Below are 4903 nucleotides of genomic sequence, written 5' to 3' on the forward strand. Positions count from 1 at the left end.
GGGACGATGCACAGATACTGGTCGGTTGGCTCCATCATGATGTTGCCAGAGCCAAGATGGATCTTGTAGGCGCCCAGCTTGCCCTCGACGCGCAGGAACTTGCCGTCGACGATGCGCGAGACCTTGCCGATCGCCAGGCTCGGCAGAAGGGCAGTCATGAATGCAAGACGCGTCTCCGCCATCACGCTGAGGTCGCCGAAAGCCTGTGTCTGCCAATAGTCGGCGCCGATCGTGCGACGCCACTGGTTGGGATGTTTAGCATCTCGGCCGCCATCGGCCCAGTTGGGATCGTTCGCCACCGAGGCCACGCCGACAAACAAGTCGCAATGCCGCATCACCTCCGATAGCGCGAGCGGCGGGATATCGGCGATATCCACGACTGCGACCCGTTGCGGCCCGTGAGCGGAGGCGGCTTCGGCGGGATTGGCGATCCGGTAGAAGCGAAGCTGATCGGTCGTCAGATAGAGATAGGCCTGCGAATCGGTGACCTCCGGATCATCGCCGCCGGCACCCTCGGTCCAGAATTCGGCGACAAGGCCCTGCCGCGGCAGCACGATGTGGGTCGGCTGGTCGTTGGGCGTGTCGGCCCAGATCCGATGCGTCACCACCCAGCCATTGAGGCGGGCCAGCGCCATGAGCTGATGTTGCTTGACGATGTGCCCGGCAAAACGGTTCGAATAGGCGCCGGTGCGCCGTTCGGCGTCGGTGACGAGATAGACTTCCCGGTGCGCCTGCTTGAACGGCTGCACGATGCCGAGCGCACTGACTCTAGCTCGCCACGCCATCACCTCGTCGACATCGCAGCCGATCGGGTGCCAGAGCGTGATCTCCGCGCGATCGATCGAGACCGGCCTGCCGCTGACGTCGCTCATGCCCTCACCCGACCAGAGCATGGCGACGCGCTCGTCGCCATGATGGACGTTCCAGATCAGCCGGCGGCTCAGCGCGCCGAGCAGCGGATGCTGCACGTAGCGTTGCCGCCAGGTCTCCGCGGGCCAGCGCCGCTCATCGAGCCAGAGCCGTTGCAGGCGTTGCGGCTGGACGGACAGGTCGGCCTCGATCTCCTTGGCGAACGTCTTCACCGACTTGATGGCGCCCTTGTTCTCCTTCAGCTTGGCCGGGACCGACTTGGAGATCTTCCCGTTTGCCGCGCGCCACGCCACGTCGACCGAGGCTGTGCCGGTAATCGACAGAAGCGCGGCGCCGTCGCCGACGGCGATCTCAGTGGTGCCGCGCGCGTCGAGATCATGCGTCGGGATCGATAGCTCGTCGAGTTCGCCCCGGGTGATGCCCGCCTTTGCCGCGGCTTCGTTCAGTGCGGCCTCGATGCGCTTTCTCACCTTGGGATATTTCACGCGCGCCAGCAGCCGGGCGAGATAGCGCACGCCCCCGCCATCGGGCAGATGAATGAGGGCCCACAGACAGGCGTTGCCGAGGCGCTCGTTGCGCATGCCCAATCCGGGAACGGTTTCGAAGCAGATCTTCTGAGCGTGGCGCGTCAGGATCGGTCCGACGGCATCGGGCGCCCAGTCGGCCGAGATGTAGATCACCGCGCGCGCAAGCGGATCGGTCGGGAAACCCTGCTCGGGGTTCAAGACGTCGAGGATCGTGGTCAGAAACACGATCCGCTGTTCGGCGTTCAGATTGGACACCGAGGGGCGGGCTGCCTTCCGCCACTTCTCCGAAGGCGTGCTCTTGCCCTCGAGTTGGTAGGCGCAAACATGCAGCGCCTTCCAAGCGGCGTGAAATTCTGCGGGGATCTTAGCGGCTTTCCGCATCCGATTCAGGAGCACGCCGGAGAACCATCGCCTCCCCGCATGCCAATGGCTGATCGCCCATTCTTCGTCGAATCTTTCCTGTGTCGTCTCTTCCGTGACCTTGTAGGGCGTGTCGGGCTGCGCAGGGCCCTTCAGATAGTCTTCGACAAAGGCGACGTCCTGCAGGGTGCATTTTCTGAGATCATTGAGGTCGCCATAATAGGCCGTGAGGGCTTTTTCGAACGCAGGGGCGTTGGACCAACCCTTCAATTCGGGACGCGGCGGTAATGGCTCTTCGGTCGCCTGCTTGCCGTCAGTGGTGTGAAGCGCGGCCTTGAGGCGGGGAATGGCCTGTGCGCGAAACGACCTTTGCTTGGTCGTAGCCGCGGTCGGAAATTTTCCCTGGAGCCACGCAAGGCATGCGCTGGCGGCCGCTCTGGTTTGCGGAGCTGCTTCGGTCTTCATCGTTGCGATCACAGCGTTGATGACGCGAACATCCTGCAAGATTTCCAATCCGGGCATGGCGGTGAGCAAGGTGACCGCCGCCGCGTCGCTGGTGACGAGCTTGGTCTTGAGCAACTGGCGGAACAGATTCGAGAATGGACCGGATCCATGATAGGTAATATGACCAATGGCTGCGTAGTCGGCATACTCCGAATAAGGTGGAAAATTGCCAACCTCGCCCGCTACAAGCGCGTCCTTGCGGCGGCTCGCCTCGGCCATCATGGCGAGGGCCTCTCCCTTTGTCGAAGGTGAAGACGCCAGGATCTCCGCTGCCAGAGAATTCTGAATTTGCTGCGCCTTGCTGTCCGGAGAAGGCTGATGAAGCGTCTCGATCAAGTCCTTGACCGGTGAACGTGTCCCCTCGCAAACATGGACGATGGCCAAACGCGCCGTTTCTCTCGCTCGCTCTCTGCGCTGAAACAGGACGCCGTCAGAAAATGTGCGCCCAAGCCGATGATACAACGGCTCAACGACGCGGATCGCGTTTGCGTAACGATGGGGAGCCCAAGCGAAGCCTTCGATCAGGTCGGCAACATCGGCGATGACCTGGCGTTGCGCGTCGCTCATGGGCACGGGTGTGCAGCCGGCAAGGATCTCGGCTATGTACAGCAGATGCATTCTGGTGGCCGAGTCTTCGGGAATCCGTGCGCTGATGTGCGCGGTGCGTCCCAGAGCGGCGGCCGTCGGGTCGTCGAGTTGGACCTTCGTGTCCACAATTGAATGCACGGCATAATCGAGCAGGCGAGCCCACAACCGAGCTTTGTCCGTCCGAAGCGTCCCGGGCCACTTGAGGTTGATATCGGTGATGATCGCCGAGATCTGCGCCCCGCGGCCGAACAATTGCAGCCTGTCGGTCTCGGATAGTTCGTTGGCGATCCGCGATACTCGAAGGTAGTCGACCTGAAAGGGCAGCCGGTCGCCGTCGAGGCACTCGTTCAGGAAGCCGTCGAGCGTCGCCACGCCCGACTGGCGCAGGTCGGCGAACAACGCGTCCATGTCGATGCGTGCGCGAGGCGTGTCCGGCGACCAATCCTCGAGAGTCCGCACCTTCGGCTTCAACGGGTCGAGCAGCGCCATGAATGATCATCCTTCAAGAAGCGTATGGTATGACTGGCACGCTCCTTGGACGGATCGCATGTGCGCACCGTCGCGGCTACCAGCTCAAACCCGTAAGCGTGCGGTATTCGTCGTGTGAAATGCGGTTTGTCGTGAGCAGGTGGCAGACGCGGCGGGCGTATTCCTCGGACGTCATGAGCCTGATATCCTCAGGGAGTTGCTCGGCCCAGGCCTCCTCACCTTCGTAGATCAGCATCGGGATTTCGGCATGCCGACGGCCTGTCGGCTCGTAAGAGTCGGCGGCACGGGCCTTGAGCTCAGTCAAGCTGTTCCAATTTACGATCCGCTCGTCGACCCTGTTTGGAAGGCCCGCGAGAACGGGCTGTCCAGTCCGCAGATCGAACGCTACGATTGGTTCGCGCTTTCGGCGATACCACCACGCACTCAGGCGCATTCTGAGATGCGAAATCCTTTTCGAAACTGAATTTCGCGTCGAGAACCAGATGCTCCGCACGCGTGCAACGAAGCCCTGCGCCGGCGGGAAATGGGCGAACCGATCGTAGGGATATTCGGGCATCCGGATCAGCCGCCGACCAGCGGCACGAGGCGGAGGAAAGTCACGGTGCTGGTGTGCTCGACCGACAAGACCTCGTCGAGGTCGACGATCTGACGGCCGTCGAAGATCATGAAGAAACCGTTACGCGCAAATGCCTTGAGTGCGACCGCGATCAAGCGCTCGCTCTCGATCAGGTCGAGATAGGAGCCCGGACCGTAGACCTCGCGCGGTCCGTTCAGGGTTCGCTCGATTGGATTCGGCGTGACCAACCATCCGTCGGAAGCACCACGCTCGGCGGTGATTTTCCCGTCAAGGCGCGAGCGTTCGAGCGCATTGTGCATGGCCACGTCCGCCTCGATGCGGCAGCGGATGAGGTCTCGGGCGGTCATTCGTTCAGTCGGCAATTCGATCCGGTGGCGCAACTCGCGCGCGGCGCCCGGCTTCCGCTCGTCATAAACCTCCAACACCGCATTCATGAATCACACTCCTTGCGAGCTTGCCCCGGAGAATGCTACCGGGGAAATTACGATTCGGGAAACTGCGATCATTGGAATTGCGGCACCATCGTAAATATTCAGAGGGCATCTGTCCGTTGACGGGCCAGTCGCTCCGGTACAGTCGCGGGTGGATTTAGATTACAATTTCAATGAAATATGCGCTCGACTATGTCATGAATGCGCGCCATTTTCGATAGTAAGCTTGTTCCATGCGCACCATTGATCGCCTGTTCTCCTGTCTCGCTCTGCTTGCCATCGCCACCGCTCCGCTTCCGTTGCACGCTGCCGAAACCTGCCCGTTCATCAGCGCAAAGGAGCTCGCCGCCGCGATGCCGGCGCTGAAATGGTCGCTGATCTCGAACCAGGATGGCCGCGGCTGCATCTACCAGGCCGGGCGCGGCGACACGATGATGCTCTCCGTGTTTCGCAATCCCGACAAGGACCGCGCCAAGGAATTGTACGCGACCTTCGTCAAGACGCTAGGTGAGCGCATGAAGCTGAGCGCGGTGGCAGCGATCGGCGAGGAAGGGCAA

General features: G+C 61.8%; 3 protein-coding genes and 1 pseudogene. 1 reads left to right on the forward strand and 3 read right to left on the reverse strand.

Translation table 11 applies throughout. The annotated features are described in order from the left end of the window. The 3 genes from JHD07_RS04900 to JHD07_RS04910 form a co-directional block, all read right to left on the reverse strand. Nucleotides 1-3338: DUF4132 domain-containing protein (locus JHD07_RS04900; RefSeq protein ID WP_291619557.1), on the reverse strand; the 3338-nt coding region annotated here is incomplete at its 3' end. A gap of 76 nt (nt 3339-3414) precedes the next feature. Continuing rightward, the gene (locus JHD07_RS04905; protein ID WP_291619559.1) at nt 3415-3894 is read right to left on the reverse strand and encodes a hypothetical protein; all 480 of its coding nucleotides are present in this window, start codon (nt 3892-3894) and stop codon (nt 3415-3417) included. A 5-nt stretch (nt 3895-3899) separates the two neighbouring features. Next, nucleotides 3900-4349 (reverse strand): hypothetical protein, encoded by a 450-nt coding sequence (locus JHD07_RS04910; protein WP_291619561.1) that lies wholly within the window; start codon nt 4347-4349, stop codon nt 3900-3902. Nucleotides 4350-4579: 230 nt separating this feature from the next. Here JHD07_RS04910 and JHD07_RS04915 point away from each other — a divergent pair. Continuing rightward, nucleotides 4580-4903: pseudogene (locus tag JHD07_RS04915) on the forward strand (hypothetical protein); the annotation flags it as partial.

Origin of the sequence: Bradyrhizobium sp. (assembly GCF_016462955.1) — a bacterium.
Classification (GTDB): Bacteria; Pseudomonadota; Alphaproteobacteria; order Rhizobiales; family Xanthobacteraceae; genus Bradyrhizobium.

Excerpts from the sequence above, each read along its gene's own strand:
- JHD07_RS04910 (WP_291619561.1), bottom strand. The coding sequence starts at position 4,349 with ATGAATGCGGTGTTGGAGGTTTATGACGAGCGGAAGCCGGGCGCCGCG.
- JHD07_RS04905 (WP_291619559.1), bottom strand. The coding sequence starts at position 3,894 with ATGCCCGAATATCCCTACGATCGGTTCGCCCATTTCCCGCCGGCGCAG.